Here is a 16,836-nt window from a genome sequence, read left to right as displayed (position 1 = left end):
GCCGGGGATTCGCAGTATTCGCACGGTGGGACGGCGATCCGGATTGCATCCGGACCCCGGTTGCCGCACCCTTGCGGATGTGTTGCGGGAGAAGGTCGACGTAGTGCGCGAACTGGCGCCGTCGGAGGAGCGATTCGTTCGGCACGGAACGTTCACGGGACGTTCCGTCGCGGTGTCCGGCGCCGTGAACATCCGGGTGCTCCGAAGAGCCTTCGCCGACCTGCAGGCGTCGTATCCGATCCTGCGCTGCCGCATCGCCGCCGACCCGGCCCTGCTGCTCGCGCCGCGCGGCCGCGCGCCCCGGCTCTGGCTCGCCACCGGTGACCCCGCGGTGGTGTCGCTGCCGCGCCGCGCGCTGCGCCCGGACCGCGCGCTCGGCTACCTGGACGTGGTGCGCGACCGCGGCCTGGCCCGGGTGACGCTGTACGTGCACCACGCGGTCGCCGACGCGGGGCACTGCCTCGCGCTCTTCGCCCGGCTGTGGGAGCTCTACACCGAGCGGGCCGAGTACGGGCGGGTCACCGTGCTCGAGCATCCGCTGCCGCTCCCGCTGGAGCAGCACGTGCTCGACAGCGGGCTGAGCCGGGCGGGCGTCTCCGGGCTGGAGAACGTGATCGCTCCGGCGCCGCCGCCACCGCCGCCCGCCGGGCACACGCCGGGGCCGCAGGCGCTGGCCCGGCCCTACCGCCTCGTCCTCGACCAGGCGGCGACCGCGCGGCTCACCGGATTCGCCCGCGCGCACGGGGTCTCGATGAACGGCGTGGTGACCGCCGCGCTGCTGCGCGCCTTCGCAGAACTCGCACCGGCGCGCGGGCCGGTCGGCTGTGTCTACCCGGTGGATCTGCGCTCCCGGCTCGGCCGCCGGGTGGATGCCGTCGGCGGCACCAATATGGCCGGGCTCACCGGCTTCGCGGCCGGGATCGACCGCGCTGACGACCCGATCGAGCTGGCCCAGCGGGTGAGCAGCACGCTGCAACACGACCTCGCGGAGGGCATCGTGCAGCAGTCGGTGCTGCACTTCCCGGATTTCTACGGCGATCGGCGGGTGCATTCGCTGGCCGGGCACGTCGCGATCACCAATACCGGTGCCGTGCGGCCCTTCACGGTGCCCGCCGGGCTGCACCTGACCGACTACGAGATCGTCTACCTCTCCGCGCATCCCCGGCCGTCGGCGGGGGCGAGCGCCGCGGTGACGTTCCTGGTGTACACCTACGCCGGGCGGTTGAGCGTCGGGGTGCTCGGGGGTGGTGATCCGGAGCGGATGGCGGCGGCGGTCCGCGCGGAGCTGGACCTGCTGGTCGAGGGGGTCCCGGTCGCCTGAGCGCGGGGCGGCGCCGCGCACCGAGTGCGCCTGACCGATCCGGGCCGGACCGGTGTCGCCCGGGTGGCGCCCCGGCTCAGAACCGGCCGCCGCGGCCGATCCGCCGCGACCCGGACGACCCGCCGTAGGAGCGCGGCCGGTACCCGCCGCCACCGCCCGCGGCACCGCGCAGCAAACCCTCCACCAGGATGCCGCCGAGCACCGCGCCCGCCCGGCTCCCGCCGGACGGCGCCCGGCTCGCCTCCCAGCGCTGCACATCGGCCTGCGCCGCGCGCAGCGCGGTGCCGCCGAGCTCCGCGGCAGCGCGGGCGTTCTCCAGCGCCGCGGCGGGGTCGCCCGCGGCCAGCCGCTGCGCTTCGTCGAGCCGGCGCTGCGCCTCGGAGAGCCGGGTGCGGGCCTGCGCGTCCACCGCGCCGCGCCTGGTGCCGACGAAATCGCCCGCGGCCGCGATCTGGCCGCGCGCGGCGGTGAGGGCGTGCTCCAACCGCCCGCGCAACTCCTCCTCGGCCCGCCGGTGCTCGGTGGCGGCGGCGATCACCCGGTCCAGCTCGCCGTCGGCGCGCACCACCGCGCGGAAGGCCCCGAGCGGGTCGCTCTCCGCGGCAGCCTCGGCACCGGTCAGCGCCGCCTGCGCGGCCGTGCGCGCGTCGGCGAGCGGCGGCCCGCCGTGCGCGGCGAGCCCGGCCGCGGTCTCCAGATCCGCGCGCAACTCGGCGAGCGCGGCGGACAGCCCGGCCCGCGCGGAGGCGATATCGGCGGCCGCCGTCGCGATGGCTCCGAGCAGCGTGCGCGCCTGTCCGAGCGCCGCCTCGGCGGTGCGGATCGCCGCCACCGCCTCGCCCTGCTCGCCGACCGGCCGCGCCAGCGCCGCCCGCCCGGCATCGATCGCCCGCTCCCCGAACGTGATCCGCTCCCGCGCGGCCGCCACATTGCCCTGGACCGAGATCAGCGTGCTCGCCGGGTAGGTGCCGGCGAGCCGGGCCAGCTCGGCCTCGGCGCCGGGCACCGCTCCGGTGAGCTCGACCAGGTCGCGGGTGAGCGCGTCCAGCCGGGCGCCGCCGTTCAGCAGCAGGTCCCGCATGGCGTCGAACTCCTCGACCCGCCCGTCCAGTTCGCGATCCGCCCCGCCGACCGTGCCGAGCAGCTCGAGCAGTAGCGTGCGCTGCTCGTCGGGCGTCTCCGGGACGGCGTCGTCCAGCTGCTGCCTGATCTGGAAGGCGCGGCTCGCCGCCTGCCGCGCGCTGTCCAGCGCGGCGCGGAACGGGGTGGTCGCGGTGGCGCCGAACTCGCCGGTGGCGATCTCCAGCTCCTCGCCGCTGGTGCGGATGGCATCGTCCAGCTCGACCAGCACCTCTCGCGAGCGGGCGTGCAACGTCTCCAGCGAGAGCGCGCCGAAGGCGGCGACATTGTCCGGATCCAGAGTGCGCGCCGCCGCCAATTCCGCCGCGCGCCTGCGCTTCCGCCGAACCCGCGACCACACGACCAGCCCCGCGGCCGCCGCGACCACCAGCACGACCACGATCACCAGCCCCACCGGGCTCACCCCGCCGCCGCGCAGCGCCCCGTCGATGCCGTCGGCCGCGGCGACCCCAGCCCCCGCCCAGCGCGCCGCGCGCAGCTCCGGCTCGACCCGCTCGGCCAGGACGTCGTCCAGCTCGCCGGCGCTGAGCCCGGACGGCAGCTCGCCGTCGAACCAGTACGCCCGGTCCTCGGTGGCGACCGCGAGCAGCAGGTCACGCGAGCCGAAGCCGGAGAGCGCCGCGGTGCGCTCCGCCCAGCTCTGCGGCGCCATGCCGTCGAAGTCGCGCACGTAGACCACCCAGAGCCGCACCTGGTGGTTGCCGTAGAGGTTGTCGACCGCGGCGTTCACCCGGTCGCTGCCCGCGGTGTCGAGCGCATTCGCCCGATCCAGCACGTGCGGCCCGATCCGCTCCGGCGGCTCGGCGCCCGCCGGAGCGACCGGAAGCAGGGCGAACAACACCGCGAGCAGCAGAACCACGCGCACCTTCAGCACCGACATGGCCCCGATCCAACCAGACCGCGCGCCGCGCGCTGGCTAGCATCGAACCGTGATCACGATCGACAAGCCCTACACCGGCCATGTCTCTCCGGGATCGAACCCGCAGCAGCGCGACGTCCCCGGCGCGCGCATCGTCAAACTGTCGGTCGGCCCGATGGACAACAACAGCTACCTGGTGCAGTGCGCCGCCACCGGCGCCGCGCTGCTCATCGACGCCGCCAACGAACCCGAGCGACTTCGCGCCCTGCTCGCCCAGGAGGCGAAGGACCGGGTCGAGCTGATCGTCACCACGCACCAGCACGGCGACCACTGGCAGGCGCTCGCCGACGTCGCCGCCGCCACCGGCGCCCCCACCGCCGCGCACGCCCTGGACGCCGACCCGCTCCCGGTCACCCCCGACCGGCTGCTCGCCGACGGCGACACCGTCGAGGTCGGCGAGCTCCGCTTCGACATCGTGCACCTGCGGGGCCACACCCCCGGCTCGGTCGCGCTGGTCCTGCGCGACGGCGACGGCACCGTGCACATCTTCACCGGCGACTGCCTCTTCCCCGGCGGCGTCGGCAAGACCTCCGGCGCCGAGAGCTTCGACTCCCTGCTCACCGGCGTCCGCACCAAGCTCTTCGAGCGCTACGAGGACGCGCTGGTCTACCCCGGCCACGGCGACGACACCACCCTCGCCGCCGAGCGCCCGCAGCTCGAGGAGTGGCGCGAGCGGGGATGGTGAACCGGCGCCCCGGATCCCTACACTGACCCCATGCCCGTTTCGACCCGTATGTCCGCCCGCGCCCTGCTCGCCGCCGGTGCGGCTGCGCTGCTCGCCGCCTGCACCGCGCAGGGGCCGGGCTCGCAGACCACCTGCGATGTCTCCGGCTGCGTCGTCACCTTCGAGCGCGGCGTCTCCGCGTCCGCGAGCATCCTCGGTGTGGACGCGGAACTCGTTGCGGTGAACGGCAATCTGGTCACCCTGGAGATCGCCGGCCAGCAGGTGGTGGTGCCCGCGGGGGATACCACGCAGGCGGCGGAGGGGTTGAACGTGACCGTGCAGGAGGTCACCGAGCAGCAGGTGAAGGTGAAGGTGGCTACCGGGCTGCAGGTGGGTTGAGGCTCTCGAACATCCGCTCGGAGCTGTGCCCGCCGAACCCCGCCGCGATCTGCCGGTCCGCGAGATTCCGCACGGCCCCGATGATGTCGAGATCCACCCCCGCCTCCCGGCTGGCGCCGACGATCGCGTCCAGCGCCGCCTTGGTGAAGGTCAGCGGCTGGAACGGCTCCGCGTAGTCCCCGGAGTCGATCTTCGCCCCGATCTCCGGCAGCGACCCGGTGACGGCCGAGATCCAGGCGGCCGCGCGGGGCGCGAACTCCGCGGCGGGAATTCCGGCGGCCCGCACCATCGCGGCGCCGTGGTAGAAACCGGCGAACATGGTGTACATCCCGGCCAGCAGCGCGAAGTCGACCAGCGAGGCGTGCCCGGCGTCGGCGCCGAAGTACTCCGCCGCGCCGAAGACCTCCAGCACCGGCCGGTACCGCTCGAACACCGCGGCCGACCCGCTGTAGAGCAGCGACGAGCCCGGCCCGCCGATCATCTCCGGGGTCGCCATGATGCCGCCGTCCAGGTACTCGATGCCGTGCCCGGCCGCCCACCCGGCCAGCTCCCTGGCGCTCGCGGGCTCGGTGCTGGTCAGGTTGACCACGGCCCGCCCCGCGAGCTTCCCGGCATGCGGGTCGAGCGTCTCGTGGATCGACGCGTGGTCGAACAGACACACGATCACGAGATCACTGGTCAGCGCCTCGGACAGCGGCAACTCCAGCGTGCCCGCGGGCACCGGCCGCCCGGGCGTGCGGTTCCAGACGGCGGCGCGGTGCCCGGCGGCGAGCAGCGCGGCGGCCAGCGCCCGGCCCATGGCGCCCTGACCGAGCACGGTCACGGATGGGGTCATGCGAAACTCCCGGAAATCGGAGGGAAGGGGTCGGCGCCGCCACCGATCCTCCCGACCCCCGGGCACCCCCACAAGTACGCACTTCGGCGTTGGCTACCTACCCCGAGGTGAGTATGGCGCCGACCTGGCAGACTTGACCCGTGAATCCCGCTCGGCTGCAGACCCGCCCGCTGTCGCAGGTGCCGCGCGACCAGCGGCGCGGCTTCGGCGCGGCGCTGTGGCGCTGGATCGTGCGGTTCTTCCTCGGCGCCCTGCTGCTGGCGATGGTGCTGGTCGGGGGCACCGCGTTCCGGGTGTGGCAGGTGGCGCGGATCGACGACTACACCCCGGCCGACGCCATCGTCGTGCTCGGCGCCGCGCAGTACTCCGGCACCCCCTCGTCGGTCTTCGAGGCCAGGCTGGAGCGCGCCGACCGGCTCTACAAGGCCGGGGTCGCGCCGGTGGTGATCACGGTCGGCGGCAAACAGGAGGGCGACCTCTACACCGAGGCGGCCTCCGGCAAGAACTACCTCATGGACCAGGGCGTCCCCGAGGAGGCGATCCTCGCGGTGGAGACCGGCTCGGACACGCTGCGCAGCATCGAGGCCGTCGCCGCCGCCATGCGGGAGCGCGGCTGGTCGTCGGCGGCACTGGTCAGCGACCCCTGGCACTCGCTGCGCACGCGCACCATGGCCCGCGACGCCGGGCTCGCCGCCTGGACCGCGCCGACCCGCTCCGGCCCCGCCGTCTACACCCGCGAATCCCAGGCGCACGGCATCGCCAGGGAGACCGGCGCGCTGCTCTGGTACCAGCTCACCCACTTCTCCGCCGACTTCGAATACACAGCGGGACAATGACCTACACCGAGCACGACCGTGCCCGCCTGGTCCGGGAGGTGGCCAAGACCGCGGGGCTCGGCCCCGCGAGCGAGGAGACCGGGCACCGCACCGAGTTCGCCCGTGACCGGGCCAGGGTGCTGCACTCCGCCGCGCTGCGCAGGCTCGCGGACAAGACCCAGGTGATGGGGCCGCGTGAGGGCGACACCCCGCGTACCAGGCTCACCCACTCGCTGGAGGTCGCCCAGATCGGCCGCGGCATCGCCGACGGCCTCGGCTGCGACCCCGACCTCGCCGACCTGGCCGGGCTCGCGCACGACATCGGCCACCCGCCCTACGGCCACAACGGCGAGCGCGCGCTCGACATCTTCGCCGAGGCGTACGGCGGCTTCGAGGGCAACGCGCAGAACCTGCGCATCCTCACCCGGCTGGAGCCGAAGGTGGTCACCCCGGACGGCGCGTCGGCCGGGCTCAACCTCACCAGGGCCGCGCTCGACGCCGCGATCAAGTACCCGTGGGTACGTACCGCCCCGGCCAGCAAGTTCGGCGCCTACGCCGTCGACGCCGACCGGCTGGCCTGGGTGCGCGACGGCGCACCCGCCCGCAGGCAGACGCTGGAGTGCCAGGTCATGGACTGGGCCGACGACGTCGCCTACTCGGTGCACGACGTCGAGGACGGCGTGCTCGCCGGCCGCATCGACTTGCGCGCCCTCGCCGACCCCGCCGAGCAGCGCGCCCTCGCCGACCTCGGGCACAGCCGCGACCTCTCGGTGGACGAGCTCTGCGCCGCCGCCCAGCGCCTCTCGGAGCTGCCGGTGGTCGCCGACGCCACCGGCTACGACGCCACCTTCCGCGCCTCGGTCGCGCTCAAGCGGCTGACCAGCGAGCTGGTCGGGCGCTTCACCACCGCCGCCGTCACCGCGACGCGGGGGGTCGCGGGGGAGCGGCCGCTCACCCGCTACGCCGCCGACCTCGAGGTGCCGCGGATCGTGGCCGCCGAGGTCGCGGTGCTGAAGACCGTCGCGCTGCGCTACGTCATGTCCGACCCGGTGCACAAGATGCGCCAGGCCGAGCAGCGCGAGACCATCCTCGCCGTCGCGACCGCGCTGCTCGCCGCGGCCCCGCGCTACCTCGACCCGGTGCTGCTGCCGTGGTGGAAGGCGGCCGACGACGACACCGCGCGGGTCAGGGTGATCGTCGACCAGATCGCCTCCTACACCGAGAGCCGCCTGGAGCGGGTGGCCACCACGCTGCCCGGCTGACCTAGACTCGACCCGTGGCCGGACGACTTCCCGACCGCGATATCGCGGCGATCAGAGAACGCGTCCGGATCGAGGACGTGGTGGGTGAGTACGTCGCGCTGCGCAGCGCCGGGCCGCAGTCCATGCGCGGGCTCTGCCCGTTCCACGACGAGAAGTCGCCGTCCTTCCACGTGCGCCCGCACCTCGGGCTCTTCCACTGCTTCGGCTGCGGCGAGGGCGGCGACGTCTACGCCTTCCTGCAGAAGATCGAGCACATCGGCTTCGTCGAGGCCGTCGAGCAGATGGCCGACCGGCTCGGCTACCGGATCGACTACGAGGGCGGCGGCACCTCGGTGCAGCGCGACCGCGGGACCAGGGCCAGGCTGGTCGCGGCCAACGCCGCCGCGCACGAGTTCTACCAGGCCCAGCTGAACCAGCCGGAGGCCGAGGCCGCCAGGAAATACCTCACCGAGCGCAACTTCGACTCCGCCGCCGCCCGCCAGTTCGGCTGCGGCTACGCGCCCGGCGGCTGGGACGCGCTCAGCAAGCACCTGCTCACCCGCGGCTTCGAGTTCAAGGAGCTGGAGGCCGCCGGGCTCTCCAAGCAGGGCAGGCACGGCCCGATCGACCGGTTCCACCGGCGGCTGCTGTGGCCGCTCCGGAACCTCGGCGGCGACGTCATCGGCTTCGGCGCGCGCAAGCTCTTCGACGACGACACCATGCCCGGCAAGTACGTCAACACGCCGGACACCCTGCTGTACAAGAAGTCCCAGGTGCTCTTCGGCCTGGATCTGGCCAAGCGCGAGATCGCCAAGGGCCACCAGGCGGTCGTGGTCGAGGGCTACACCGACGTCATGGCCATGCACCTGGCCGGCGTGAAGACCGCCGTCGCCTCCTGCGGCACCGCCTTCGGCGACGACCACATGGCCATCCTGCGCAGGCTGCTCATGGACGACAACTTCTGGCGCGGCGAGATCATCTACACCTTCGACGGCGACGCCGCGGGCCAGGCCGCCGCGGTCAAGGCCTTCTCCGGCGACCAGAAGGTGGCCGGGCAGACCTACATCGCCGTCGCCCCCGACGGCCAGGACCCCTGCGACCTGCGCCAGCACTCCGGCGACGCCGCCCTGCGCGACCTGGTGGCCCGCCGCACCCCGCTCTACGAGTTCGTCATCCGCGGCCTGCTCGCCGAGCACAACCTGGACACCGCCGAAGGCCAGGTCGAGGCGCTGCGCCGGGCCGTCCCGGTGGTGGCGCGGATCAAGGACAACGCGCTGCGCAAGGCGTATGCGACGAAACTGGCAGGCTGGGTCGGCTGGGACGACATCCAGACCGTGGTGCGCCGCGTCGGCGAGGAGGCCCGCCGCGGCCCCCGCACCGAGCACCGCAGGGCAGGCGCGACCGTCGCCGCCCCCGCCCCCCGCCCGGAGCCGAGCCCCCTGGCCGACCCGGCGCTCATCCCGCAGCGCCAGGCCCTCGCCGCCGCGCTGCAGTACCCCGGCATCGCCGGAGCAGCCTTCGACGCCCTGGAACCCGAGGTCTTCACCCACCCGGCCCTGGCCGCCGTCCGCGCCCTGATCGCCGAAGCGGGCGGCACCGCGGCCGGCCTGGACGGCGCCGCCTGGGTCAGCGCCGTAGCCGACCGCGCCGACGACCTCACCCTGCGCGGCCTCATCAGCGAACTGGCCGGCCAGCCGCTCCCGGTGAAAACCGACGCCGACATCCCGCGCTTCATCACCGGCGTGCTCGCCCGCGCCCAGGAAGCCCTGATCGGCAGGCAGATCGCGGAACTCAAGTCCAAGCTGCAGCGGGTGTCCTCCGCCGACCAAGACTACATGGCGCTCTTCGGCGACCTCGTCGCGCTCGAGCAGTACCGCAAGAGCCTGCTCACGCAGGCCATGGGCAACCACGGCGACTTCGCCGCCAGCGGCTAGCGCGCCCCGCGCCGCAGCTGATCGTGCGGCACCAGGATCGTGGTGCGCTCGTCCAGCGGCTCCATCGGCTCCAGCTTCTGCTGCGTGCTCAACCGATCCGACAGCCGCTGCCTGCCGACCAGCACCAGCTTGCGCGTCACCGGGCTCCCGGCCACCGCCCGCGTCGCCGACGAGATCTGCTCGTACCGCGCCCGCCCGGCCTTACTACCCAGCACGTACCCGGCCGCGACACCGATGATCAACCGCAGCATGCCTGTGAGCTCCTCCCGATTCGCCTGTCCGCGCCCACCATCCTGCCCGACCCCCGCCCCACCTGTCGATCCGGGCATGTTCGCAGCTAGAACCGCGATTTGGGCTGGCGTCGGTGCATACGCTAAAGTTTCCTCTCGGCCAGCCCGGACAGGGATGGCCACGCCGATCCCCTATAGCTCAATTGGCAGAGCAGCCGACTGTTAATCGGCAGGTTTCTGGTTCGAGTCCAGATGGGGGAGCGTAAAAAAGCCCCTCACCAGCGTAAGCGGTGCGGGGCTTCTTCGCTTCCCGGGGTATTGAGCCCGGAATTCGGTACTTTCCGACTACAAACAACTCGCTACTTTCCCTCGGCGTACCGATCGAGCGCCGTGCGAGCGTCCGGGCCGACGGTCTTGCGCTCCAGGTAGTGCCGCTCGGTCGTAGCGAGTTTGGCGTGCGACAACTGCGCCTGCGCATCGGCCGGGCTGAGGTGGTCACGCACCACCGTCGCAACCGTCGGGCGGAAGCTCCGCGGCGTCACCCACCGCAGTTCCTCGGGCAACGCGGCGCGCAGCGAGCGACGGAGGTTCGCCAGGCTCATCCAGCCGCCGTCACGGTTCGTGAACACCGGAGCATCCGGGTCAGCCGCGGACCCGAACAGCGTGGTCAGCGCCTCCACCGCCAGCCTTGGCAAGATCACCGTGTGATCCGGCGCGTCGCCTTTCCGCTCATCCTGCCGGTGCAGTGCTTCCCCCTCGATGGCGCCGTGATCGACCATCGTGCCGGAGACCGTCATCGTCGGCGGATCGGCCAACAGATCCACATCCGACCAGCGCAGCGACAGGATCTCGTTCGGCCGGCACCCGGTCGAAACCAGCACATCCACGAACTCTGGCAGCTGGCGACCCGGCTTTGGACCGTTCCGACGCTCCTGGTCACGGAATTCCCGAACGGCTCGTCGCACCTGCGCGAATTCCGCCGGAGTCAGCGCGCGCACTTTCGACCGCTTTCCCGGTGCCCGACTCGTCTCCCGGATCGGATTCACCGCCACCACATCGAAGCGCACCGCCATCGCGAACATGCCGACGAGCACCACCCGCAGCGTCTTCGCATTGGAAGCCGAGCGAGCAGCGACCGCGGCAAGATGCCGTTCCGCCCGGCTCGTCGGCAGCTCCCGAATCCGCAACGCACCCAGCTTCTTCGCGCCGTTGCGCTTCCATGCCTGCCGGTACTGGTGCTGCGATTGCCGCTTGAGGTTGCTCTTCGACGCGAGCCACAGCTCGAACAGCTCGGCCAGCGTAGTGCGGTCGTTGACCACCGAGTCCGACAGCGGCGTCGTGCGAACCTTCAAGTGGCGTTGCAGGTTTCGTCGCGCGTCCTCGGCGCTCACGCCACTTCGGGAAGCCTTCCTGCGCTCCCCGTCCTCGTCCCGCACGTAGGTCGAAGCCGTGAACTTGCCCGGACCCGTCTCGGTCACCGTGATCTTGCCCCACTCACCGGGGGCGAGGCGTTGCCGCGGCATCAGGCAGCCCGGTCCAGCCCGGCGATGTAGTCGGTGACGGCCTGTTCGGTGACGAAGCGGCGGCGGCCGATCTTCACCGAGCGGAGGGCGCCGGTGCCGATGAGTTCGTAGTACTTGCTGTGCCCGATCGGGATCAGCTTGCGGACTTCCTGCTCGGTCAGGAGCTTGGACATGGCGGGTACCTCTTCCTATGCGGCGGACTGCTGAACGAAATCGGGGTCGGGTGGGCCGGGTGGCCTCTCCGCGAGTGCGAGGCGGGCGGCGTCGTACTCGGCGCGCTGGCGGATGCGCTCGGAGACCGTGGCGATGATCAGGTGCGAGCGCGGGGGAGCGTCCTTGTCACCGGGCCGAACCAGGCTGATGCGCAACTCCGGCCGCTCGGGGCGGGTGATGCCGACCGCGGCGAGGGTCTGGCGGACGAACTCCGCGCGATCGGCCTTGTGGTCGACCACGGTCTTTCCGGTCCACAACCCGGAGGCGAGAACCCGCTGCCCGGGCAGGCCGAGGGTGTCGCGGCGGTGTGCTTTGCCCTTGCAGCGGCCGGGGACCATCTTGGCCTTGGCGCCCTTGGGGACGATGCCGTAGCGCAGCCAGACCCCGCAGGTGGGTGAGCACGGGGTGTGGGCCAGCTCCTCCTCCAGGCGGTCGTAGTGCACGGCCACCCGCGTGCTGTCGGCGTCCAGAATCTCGCTCACTGACTTGGTGAGGTACTTGGTCAGGTAGCGGACCTTGCGCTCCTGCTCATCGGACCCGGCGAGGATCTGCACCGGCTTGGACTGCTCCCCGAACCGGATCGTGTGCGACGGCTCCAGCTCGTCCACCTCATCCATGACCGCCAGCGCGTCCTCCCAGCTCGTGAGCGGAGCGCCGGTGTCGGGGTCGGTGAAGGTGTCGGCCTGGTAGTCCCAGACCGGCATGTGGCCGTCGCGGTAGACCTCGTGGTCGTGGTGGGGCCACCAGATGTTGCGGTAGGTCGCCGCGGTGACCTGGCGCAGGATCGCGTTGGGGATCGTGCCGCGTAGGGCGATGTGGATGTGGGGGGCGGCGCGCTTCTGTGGTTCCACGGTGGCGAAGTACTGCACGTTCCAGCCGACCGCGCGCCGGAGGTTCTGCACCCACCGATCCCACAGGGCTTTGAAGTGCACGATGTCGCGGGCGGCGCGGGTGTAGTCGTAGGAGTCCGGATCACGCGGGGAGCCGTCGGTGACCCAGTCGCCGCGCTTGTCCTTGCCCGCGGTCGGGTCCCACACCCGGTTGACGCCGCCGTAGGAGGGCAGGGTCAGGGTGAAGAAGGTGGAGGGCCGGTACTTGCCGCCGTACTCCCGGCCCACGGTGGTCTTGGCGACCTTGAGCCGCGGCAGGTCGGGCACGTCGTCGCGGCGGCGAGTGGACTTGGCCTTGCGCTTGGGCCGGGCATCCAGCGGCGGGAACGGGCCACGCACCCCGAGCTCGCGCAGTTCCTGGTCCAGCTCGGCCACCAGCGCGGCGACCGATTCGCAGAGATCATCGTCTCCGGCGGTGCGGGCGTTCTGGTACTCGCCGAACAGGTGCGCGCGAGCAGAGAGCAGATCATGCTGTGCCGCAGTGGTTTCCGGCGTCGGCACCTCCGGCTCGGCGTCGAGGCACCAGCCCTCTTTGCACTGCATCATGCGGGTGTACCGGGCTGCCTTCGCGCAGGCCGGGCAGACCGAATCGAGGGTCGACTTGCAGGGGGCGCCGATGTAGGAGACCCGCCCGGTGCCGACCTCGACCGCGCGCATCGGGAGGACGCGGGCGCAGACGCCTTCTTTGTCGGCGGCGGATTCGGCGATGGAGTCGAGGTTCGGGAGCGCACGACGATCCGCCGCAGTCTGCCGGGTGGGGGCAGGCTGTGACGGGTCTTCGTTCACCACCGTGGCGGTGTCGGTGTTCACGCAGCCTCCTTCGTGGACTGGGGGAACGGGGCCGGGTTGTTGGAGCGGCAGCCGTAGGGGGAGCAACCGTCGGGGTCGCCTTGCTCGGTGAGTTCGTCGAAGATGTCGAGCTGGCGATCGGCCCACTCCCGCGAGGTCACCCGGTCGATCGGCGCAGCATCGAGCGGCAGGCGCGAGGAGTGCAGGAATGCTTGCCCGCGCAAGCCCGGTACTCCGTCGCGGTGCCCGCCGGTACGGATGGCGTGGTCGAAGTCGACGGCGTCGGCCCACTCGGTGGGGTGGTGGTCGCGCATGTCGCGCCAGTGAGCGTTGCCGTGGAACGGGCACCCGATGCAGGAGGACTTCGCGGTCTCGCCCCAGCCGCGGAGTTTGAGCCAGCGTTCGCAGTCCTTGCGGGACAGGCCGAGTTCGAGCAGCGGGTACCGCTTGAGCGTGTAGCGGTTGGTGGGCCGGTCATTGACCCGGCTGATCTCGTCGGTGGAGAACCCGATCCACTGCTCGGCTACCCGGCCCTTGGGCACGGTGCGCAACCGTGGTGGTTTGGCGCCGAGCAGTTCGCGGACCTTGCGGTTGATCGGGACGAGCTTGTACTCGCTGGTGCACTGACGGCGGGCCATCCCACGCTGACCGGTCGGGGACTGGGTGAAGTAGGGCACCGAGACGAACCGGTGAGCGGGGTCGAGGGAATCGGTGCGCAGGTTGCCGTTCCCGACCCGATACAGGGGAATCCCGGCACGGTCGAACTCGCCGGTGAGCCGGTCGAGGTGGGCGTAGACGCGGGCCGGTTCCCACCCGGTATCGGCGAAGATCGCCCCGTCCAAGCCGGGCAGTTCGCCGGTGCAGGCCATCAGCGCGAGAACGGTGGACTGCACTCCGGCACCGAGGGACAGCAGCCGCAGGGCCGGGGTGCTCATGCGGCGTCCTTGTCGGTCGAGCCCAGCTCGCCGGGCAGAGGGCGGTGTTCGGGCAGGGTGATGACCTCGGCCAGGGAATCGCCGTAGCGGAAGGCGAGTTCGACGGTGGCGGGGCCGGTGATAGTGACGCGGGCCGCGTCGGCGCCGAAGGCGTGGGCCAGGTGCTCGGCGCGGTTCTCGAAGTCGGCCGGGGATTGGCCGGCCAGCATCCGCAGCCGCACAACATCCGAGGAGGCGACGACCGCGACCGAGAGCAGCCGCGGACAGAAGGTGCGATCACCCTCGCGGATGGTGAGGTTGCAGGCGGTGAGCAGGCGAGCCCAGCGGCGGGTGTAGCGCCACCAGGTCAGGAACCGCGTGCGGGCACGGGCGGTGACCCACCGCTCGAACATCTCCGGACGACGATGCCGCCAGAGCATGATCCCCGCGAGGGCCACGAGCCCGAGCCCGACCCCGACCGACCAGCCGAACACCACCCCGGCGGTGACGGCGAAGGCGAGCGGGGCCGAGATGACCGGGAACAGGACCGCCCACTTGATCGCCAGGGCGGCGGCGTAGACGGTGTAGAGCAGGGCGTATCCGGCGCCGGTGAGGATGGCGTCGAAGGGGTCGGTGTCGTGCTCGGTCGTGGTGGTGGTCTTCACGGCTGGTCCTCCAAGGTGGCGGGGTTGAACAGTTCGAGCTGGCCCGGTGTCGGGGCGAAGGGGATCGGGGCGGTGGTGCGGGTCCGGCGCTTGCGGACTCCGGCGGCGGCTTTGGCGACGATCGGGTTCACCTGCTCAGCAGCGGGGCTGCGGTCGGTGCTCATGCCGCCACCGGCCCGTGATCGGTGTTTCCGTCGCCGAGGTCGTCGGGATCGAACCCGGAGTAGTCCGCCGCCGGAGCGGTGTCGACGCCAGCGGGGGAGAAGGCGTCCACGATGGCGTCGACGGCGTCGTCGGAGACCCAGAACGCCCGCACCCGCTTGAACCCGGTCGTGCCGTCCTCCCCGACGTAGCCGACACCGGGGGTGAGTTCGCTGATCTGATCGCAGCGAGCACCGCGATCGCGGGCGCCCTGGCCGTGGACCATCGCGGTCTGCGTTGGCTCATCGAGCCGCAGGCCGATCCGGACGGAGAACAGCTGCCGGTTCGGCATGGTCTCCTTGGACGGGTCCTGCAACGCCGCGACCACGACCACCGCGGCGGCGCGGCCCTTGGACAGCAGCAGCCCCGACAGGCGCCGAAACTCGTTCTGCTCCTCCCGGCTCGCATACGACGACAGCGCCGCTGCCTCATCGATGACGATCAGCATCAGCGGCTCATCCGTCGTGGGGTAGAGCTTGCGGGTACCCGAGCGGCGCATCCGGACCAGCCGCTCATCCATGAGTTCAACTGCCTCGGAGAGCATTCCGAGGATGGTGGCGGCGTCGACGCCGAAGCGGACGAACAACCGGTCGGCGCCGCTGCCGAACTCGGCCCCGCCCTTGGGGTCACACATCCACACGTCCACCAGCCCGGCCCGGATCGCGGGGCCGAGACCGCCGATGATCGAGTGCAGCACCGAACCCTTGCCCGAACCGGTCGCACCGGCCACGAGGATCTGCGAGCCCAGCACCCGCAGCAACCACGGCGAGCCATCCTCAGCGACACCGACCGGGACCGCCTCCAGATCCACGCCGACCGATTCCGGAGTGACCTGCTGCTCCGGTGCCGCCTCCTGCTCGGCGCAGGACACCACGTCGGTGGGGATGGAGTCGGTGAGGGTGTCGAAGACCCGCAGGGACAGCCGGACATGGCTCGGGTCGGTCCCGACCGCGGTCACCGAAGGGACGGCGAAGTAGGTCGCCAGCGTCTCGGTGGTGTCCTCGCTGGTCCAGTCACCCAGCTTCTGCCCGCCCAGCATCTGCACCTCCACATCGATCCCGTGCGGGGTGTAGTCCCACCGGGCGATGTGGGGGAAGCCGCGGTCATGGTGCCCGAGCTCGAGCGCCTCGAACATCAGGTTCGACTGGGCGGGGTCGGAGAGGATGAACGCGGCCGGGCGCAGCGCGGGCGGGGCAGCCGCGGTGATCTGCTCCGCGGTCTGGGTGGTGGGGCGCAGGGTGGTGGCGTCGAGGTAGCGCCACCAGGCCAGCACACCGGTACCGGTCACAGCACCGGTAGCGACGAGGAGAGTTTCGAGGGTCATGGTCTGGCACCTCCCACCGCGATCGGCAGCATCGGCTGCACCACCGGACGCGGGCGAACAGGTATAACGGGACGAACAGGAGCTGTGAACGGCGCAAGTGCCGGGGCAGGCTCGGGAACGGAGTCGGGCTCTGGCGCGGGGGCCGGGGACGGGGTATCGGAGGTCTTGGCCTTGCCGACGTAGTTGCGGGCAGTTGAGGGCGAAACACCAAGCGCGGCAGCGATGTCCGGGAACTTCATGCCGTCGGCGTGCATCTCGATCGCCCGAGCGACCTTGGCCGGATCACGCCGAGCAGCAGGCTTGCGACGACGAACCAGAGCGGGAGCGGGGCGAGGTGAATCGGCCGGCGTCGGCTCGGAGACCACCACCGGTGACGGCTCAGGGTCTGCCACCACCTCCGGGACGGACTCGCGGTTCGAGGCGCGGAACAGCATCCCCAGCCCGTGGGTGTCCACCAGCAGCGATACCGGTGCCACCGCGGCGACGAGGGCAGCGGCCCACCAGGGCAGGTGCTGTCCGGCCATCGCCGCGTGGACGGAGTTGCCGATGACCGAGACCAGGGCGCCGCAGACCAGCACCCCGAGGAACCAGCGCCGCTCCGGCCCGGAAGCGAGCACCAGCATGGAGATGGTCGCCTGGATGATCGTGCCGTCAACGATCACCGGCCACAGCCAGGCCAGCTCGGGCGGGGTGCGGGCCATGATCGCCAGCTCCTTGAGGGCCGCGAAGGACAGAGCGAAGGCGGCGACGCCGATGGTCACGATCACCAGGACCGCGACCCACCGGGCCACCCGCATCGCCGTGGAACGCTCGGACACG

General features: G+C 71.9%; 17 protein-coding genes and 1 tRNA gene. 7 read left to right on the top strand and 11 right to left on the bottom strand.

Features of this window, described 5'->3' with window-relative positions:
- Positions 1-172 precede the first annotated feature (172 nt).
- Positions 173-1,321: a phthiocerol/phthiodiolone dimycocerosyl transferase family protein gene (locus tag ACFO0B_RS29800; RefSeq protein WP_378616712.1), complete on the top strand. Its 1,149-nt coding sequence runs from the start codon at positions 173-175 to the stop codon at positions 1,319-1,321.
- A gap of 76 nt (positions 1,322-1,397) precedes the next feature.
- Here the strand turns inward: ACFO0B_RS29800 and ACFO0B_RS29795 are convergent, their stop codons facing one another.
- Positions 1,398-3,341, bottom strand: a complete 1,944-nt coding sequence (locus ACFO0B_RS29795; RefSeq protein ID WP_378616710.1) for a TPM domain-containing protein — start codon at positions 3,339-3,341, stop codon at positions 1,398-1,400.
- 49 nt (positions 3,342-3,390) lie between these two features.
- Between ACFO0B_RS29795 and ACFO0B_RS29790 the strand changes: the two genes are divergently transcribed.
- Together ACFO0B_RS29790 and ACFO0B_RS29785 are read left to right on the top strand one after the other, a co-directional pair.
- A complete protein-coding gene (locus ACFO0B_RS29790; protein WP_378616708.1) occupies positions 3,391-4,065 on the top strand; it encodes an MBL fold metallo-hydrolase in 675 nt (224 codons plus the stop codon).
- Between the two features lie 30 nt (positions 4,066-4,095).
- Positions 4,096-4,443 (top strand): hypothetical protein, encoded by a 348-nt coding sequence (locus ACFO0B_RS29785; RefSeq protein WP_378616707.1) that lies wholly within the window; start codon positions 4,096-4,098, stop codon positions 4,441-4,443.
- Here ACFO0B_RS29785 and ACFO0B_RS29780 read toward each other — a convergent pair.
- Complete coding sequence (locus tag ACFO0B_RS29780) at positions 4,421-5,278, bottom strand: NAD(P)-dependent oxidoreductase (RefSeq protein WP_378616705.1); 858 nt, start codon at positions 5,276-5,278, stop codon at positions 4,421-4,423. The two genes, ACFO0B_RS29785 and ACFO0B_RS29780, sit on opposite strands and share 23 nt — an antisense overlap.
- Positions 5,279-5,418: 140 nt before the next feature.
- Here ACFO0B_RS29780 and ACFO0B_RS29775 point away from each other — a divergent pair, with 140 nt between their 5' ends.
- From ACFO0B_RS29775 to dnaG, 3 genes are read left to right on the top strand one after another with little or no spacing between them, the layout of a single operon-like run.
- Positions 5,419-6,114 (top strand): YdcF family protein, encoded by a 696-nt coding sequence (locus ACFO0B_RS29775; RefSeq protein ID WP_378616704.1) that lies wholly within the window; start codon positions 5,419-5,421, stop codon positions 6,112-6,114.
- Positions 6,111-7,355, top strand: a complete 1,245-nt coding sequence (locus ACFO0B_RS29770) for a deoxyguanosinetriphosphate triphosphohydrolase (RefSeq protein ID WP_378616703.1) — start codon at positions 6,111-6,113, stop codon at positions 7,353-7,355. Before ACFO0B_RS29775 ends, ACFO0B_RS29770 begins: the two co-directional genes overlap by 4 nt.
- Positions 7,356-7,369: 14 nt before the next feature.
- The gene (gene dnaG / locus ACFO0B_RS29765) at positions 7,370-9,268 is read left to right on the top strand and encodes a DNA primase (protein ID WP_378616701.1); all 1,899 of its coding nucleotides are present in this window, start codon (positions 7,370-7,372) and stop codon (positions 9,266-9,268) included.
- On the opposite strand, the gene ACFO0B_RS29760 is transcribed toward dnaG, so the two are convergent.
- Positions 9,265-9,519, bottom strand: a complete 255-nt coding sequence (locus ACFO0B_RS29760; RefSeq protein WP_378616699.1) for a hypothetical protein — start codon at positions 9,517-9,519, stop codon at positions 9,265-9,267. The genes dnaG and ACFO0B_RS29760 overlap by 4 nt on opposite strands.
- Positions 9,520-9,686: 167 nt before the next feature.
- On the opposite strand from ACFO0B_RS29760, the gene ACFO0B_RS29755 reads away from it, so the two are divergent.
- Positions 9,687-9,759: transfer RNA gene (locus ACFO0B_RS29755), tRNA-Asn, on the top strand.
- A 98-nt stretch (positions 9,760-9,857) separates the two neighbouring features.
- Here the strand turns inward: ACFO0B_RS29755 and ACFO0B_RS29750 are convergent.
- Genes ACFO0B_RS29750 through ACFO0B_RS29715 form a run of 8 tightly spaced genes read right to left on the bottom strand, consistent with a single transcriptional unit; the run spans position 9,858 to position 16,835 of the window.
- The gene (locus tag ACFO0B_RS29750; RefSeq protein WP_378616697.1) at positions 9,858-11,021 is read right to left on the bottom strand and encodes a tyrosine-type recombinase/integrase; all 1,164 of its coding nucleotides are present in this window, start codon (positions 11,019-11,021) and stop codon (positions 9,858-9,860) included.
- Complete coding sequence (locus tag ACFO0B_RS29745; RefSeq protein ID WP_378616695.1) at positions 11,021-11,194, bottom strand: hypothetical protein; 174 nt, start codon at positions 11,192-11,194, stop codon at positions 11,021-11,023. Before ACFO0B_RS29745 ends, ACFO0B_RS29750 begins: the two co-directional genes overlap by 1 nt.
- Positions 11,195-11,209: 15 nt before the next feature.
- Positions 11,210-12,934: a replication initiator gene (locus ACFO0B_RS29740; RefSeq protein WP_378616693.1), complete on the bottom strand. Its 1,725-nt coding sequence runs from the start codon at positions 12,932-12,934 to the stop codon at positions 11,210-11,212.
- Positions 12,931-13,848, bottom strand: coding sequence for a hypothetical protein (locus ACFO0B_RS29735; protein ID WP_378616691.1), 918 nt, complete (start codon positions 13,846-13,848; stop codon positions 12,931-12,933). The genes ACFO0B_RS29740 and ACFO0B_RS29735 overlap by 4 nt, the downstream gene beginning before the upstream one ends.
- A complete protein-coding gene (locus ACFO0B_RS29730) occupies positions 13,845-14,492 on the bottom strand; it encodes a hypothetical protein (RefSeq protein ID WP_378616689.1) in 648 nt (215 codons plus the stop codon). The genes ACFO0B_RS29735 and ACFO0B_RS29730 overlap by 4 nt, the downstream gene beginning before the upstream one ends.
- Positions 14,489-14,656, bottom strand: coding sequence for a hypothetical protein (locus ACFO0B_RS29725; RefSeq protein ID WP_378616687.1), 168 nt, complete (start codon positions 14,654-14,656; stop codon positions 14,489-14,491). The genes ACFO0B_RS29730 and ACFO0B_RS29725 overlap by 4 nt, the downstream gene beginning before the upstream one ends.
- Entirely contained in the window at positions 14,653-16,017 is a 1,365-nt protein-coding gene (locus tag ACFO0B_RS29720; protein ID WP_378616685.1) for an FtsK/SpoIIIE domain-containing protein, read from the bottom strand. The genes ACFO0B_RS29725 and ACFO0B_RS29720 overlap by 4 nt, the downstream gene beginning before the upstream one ends.
- A complete protein-coding gene (locus ACFO0B_RS29715; protein ID WP_378616683.1) occupies positions 16,014-16,835 on the bottom strand; it encodes a DUF2637 domain-containing protein in 822 nt (273 codons plus the stop codon). Before ACFO0B_RS29715 ends, ACFO0B_RS29720 begins: the two co-directional genes overlap by 4 nt.
- Position 16,836 lies beyond the last annotated feature (1 nt).

It is taken from the genome of Nocardia jiangsuensis (assembly GCF_042650385.1).
Classification (GTDB): domain Bacteria; phylum Actinomycetota; class Actinomycetes; order Mycobacteriales; family Mycobacteriaceae; genus Nocardia; species Nocardia jiangsuensis.
The sequence above is the reverse complement of the archived record's forward strand: the minus strand, read 5'-3'. Positions and strand labels throughout refer to the sequence as shown.

Bases quoted from the DNA above. Each gene is read 5' to 3' on its own strand.
- ACFO0B_RS29745 (WP_378616695.1), bottom strand. From the start codon at position 11,194: ATGTCCAAGCTCCTGACCGAGCAGGAAGTCCGCAAGCTGATCCCGATC.
- ACFO0B_RS29785 (WP_378616707.1), top strand. From the start codon at position 4,096: ATGCCCGTTTCGACCCGTATGTCCGCCCGCGCCCTGCTCGCCGCCGGT.
- ACFO0B_RS29750 (WP_378616697.1), bottom strand. From the start codon at position 11,021: ATGCCGCGGCAACGCCTCGCCCCCGGTGAGTGGGGCAAGATCACGGTG.
- ACFO0B_RS29795 (WP_378616710.1), bottom strand. From the start codon at position 3,341: ATGTCGGTGCTGAAGGTGCGCGTGGTTCTGCTGCTCGCGGTGTTGTTC.
- ACFO0B_RS29735 (WP_378616691.1), bottom strand. From the start codon at position 13,848: ATGAGCACCCCGGCCCTGCGGCTGCTGTCCCTCGGTGCCGGAGTGCAG.
- ACFO0B_RS29760 (WP_378616699.1), bottom strand. From the start codon at position 9,519: ATGCTGCGGTTGATCATCGGTGTCGCGGCCGGGTACGTGCTGGGTAGT.
- ACFO0B_RS29725 (WP_378616687.1), bottom strand. From the start codon at position 14,656: ATGAGCACCGACCGCAGCCCCGCTGCTGAGCAGGTGAACCCGATCGTC.
- ACFO0B_RS29770 (WP_378616703.1), top strand. From the start codon at position 6,111: ATGACCTACACCGAGCACGACCGTGCCCGCCTGGTCCGGGAGGTGGCC.
- ACFO0B_RS29720 (WP_378616685.1), bottom strand. From the start codon at position 16,017: ATGACCCTCGAAACTCTCCTCGTCGCTACCGGTGCTGTGACCGGTACC.
- ACFO0B_RS29780 (WP_378616705.1), bottom strand. From the start codon at position 5,278: ATGACCCCATCCGTGACCGTGCTCGGTCAGGGCGCCATGGGCCGGGCG.